Origin of the sequence: Barnesiella sp. (genome assembly GCF_022723415.1) — a bacterium.
GTDB classification, from domain to species: Bacteria; Bacteroidota; Bacteroidia; order Bacteroidales; family Barnesiellaceae; genus Barnesiella; species Barnesiella intestinihominis.
The window spans coordinates 1-1,952 of the sequence record NZ_JAIJHU010000127.1; the positions used below are offsets into that span (position 1 = coordinate 1).

The 1,952-nt window shown below is 41.9% G+C and carries 2 protein-coding genes; both read left to right on the top strand.

Annotated elements, in window-relative coordinates; genetic code table 11:
* Window positions 1-181: 181 nt before the first annotated feature.
* Window positions 182-1,024 (top strand): DUF4886 domain-containing protein, encoded by an 843-nt coding sequence (locus QVD32_RS13000; RefSeq protein WP_021890871.1) that lies wholly within the window; start codon window positions 182-184, stop codon window positions 1,022-1,024.
* 11 nt (window positions 1,025-1,035) lie between these two features.
* The gene (locus QVD32_RS13005; RefSeq protein WP_021890872.1) at window positions 1,036-1,854 is read left to right on the top strand and encodes an endonuclease/exonuclease/phosphatase family protein; all 819 of its coding nucleotides are present in this window, start codon (window positions 1,036-1,038) and stop codon (window positions 1,852-1,854) included.
* Window positions 1,855-1,952 lie beyond the last annotated feature (98 nt).

Here is a 1,952-nt window from a genome sequence, read left to right on the forward strand (position 1 = left end):
GATTTTTGTCAATAGCCCGCTATTGACTGCATATCTCGGACTCCAATCTGCTTCAACATAGGTCTCAATCTGTCTCGGAATAAATTTAAAACAGCTTCTAAAAAAGTATCGATTTTTGAATCGCCGATAGAAAAAATTGAGTAATTTGGCAACATAATTCGAAAAATTTAAATCATCACTTATGAAAACAAAAAATTCCTTTCTGCTTATTTTATGCTTGCTATTATTTTCTTCTTTACATGCCCAAAACGAACCTGTTAAGATATTGGCTATCGGAAACAGTTTTGCCGACGATGGAATCGAATACCTTGACGAAATCGCTATCTCGGCGGGAAAACACATTATCGTCGCCAACACTTATATCGGCGGGTGCTCTATCCAAAGACACCTCGATAACGCCCGGCACGACAAACACGATTACAAATACAGAAAAAATATAGATGGGAAATACACCGAAGAAAAAAGGAAGAGTCTATTGGAAGCCCTGAAAGACGAGGAATGGGACTACATTGTATTTCAACAAGCAAGCTCTTTCGCCGGACAATACAGTTCTTATTTCCCCGAATTGACAGAACTCATGGAATACGTCAAGGCGAATGCAACCAATCCGAATGTAAAATACGCCATGCAACAAACTTGGGCTTATGCAAAAGACTCCAACCACCCCGGATTTTTCAGATACGGGAAAGACCAAAAAGCCATGTATGAAGATGTCGTATTTTCTTATGACAAAGCGGCTCAAAAACAAAACATATCGATCGTCATACCCACCGGAACGGCTATTCAGAACGGACGTAGCAGTAGCTTGGGCGATACATTCTGCCGTGACGGTTACCATCTGGATTTAAAATACGGCCGCTATACGGCTGCTTGTGCATGGTTCGAAACATTCTTCGGAGAATCTCCGATAGGCATTACCTATCGTCCCGAAGGAGTCACCGATGAACAAGCATCGATAGCACAACATGCCGCTCATTTCGCCATACTCCGTCCTACTTCTGTAACCGATATGAGTAACTTTTAATACACGGTATCATGATTCAACTTATTAAAAATATTACTATCCTCTTTTTTCTCCTACTCTCCTTATCGGTAAGTGCTTGTTCAAAAGATGATTTCACCCCTGCCTATCCCAAAAGCGAGGGTGTAACCCGTCTCGTTTCCTACAACGTAGGTGTTTTTGCCAAATATGCAAAAAGCGGTTACAAGATGACGGCTCGCATGATGAAAGAACTGGATGCCGATGCCGTCTGCATGCAAGAACTGGACAGTTGTACGACTCGTACCAAACACGTTTTCCAAGTGAAACGTTTTGCCGAACTCATGGGGTGGGAATATGTCTATGCCAAAGCCATGCCCTATCAAGGAGGATATTATGGTACAGGGCTTGCCTGTAAAGATAAAATTCTGAAAAAATTTTCCATCGCTCTACCACAAGGCGGAGAACCTCGTACCGTAGCCGTAGCCGAGCTCGAAGACTACATTATAGCCTCTACTCACCTCGATTTGCAAAAAGAGACACAATTGGAAGAGGTAGAAGTCATCAACAAAACTTTTACCGAATTATATAAAGATTGCCCCAAACCGATATTCTTGTTAGGAGATATGAATGCCGAGCCAAACTCCGAGACTATTCAGATGCTCAAAACATGTTGGGACATTCTTTCGGTAGAAGGAAACACATACTCGTCTCATAATCCCAACAAATGTATCGACTTCATTCTACAATTGAAAAATGGTGTGAAATGCGAAGTCATCGAATCCAAAGTACCCACCGTATTCCATACGGGCGACGTAACCCAAGCATCGGACCACCTGCCTATTTACGTAGACGTGAAGATTCCAAAAAATTAAGAAGCTGTTTTAAATTTATTCCGAGACAGATTGAGACCTATGTTGAAGCAGATTGGAGTCCGAGATAGGCAGTCAATAGCGGGCTATTGACAAAAATC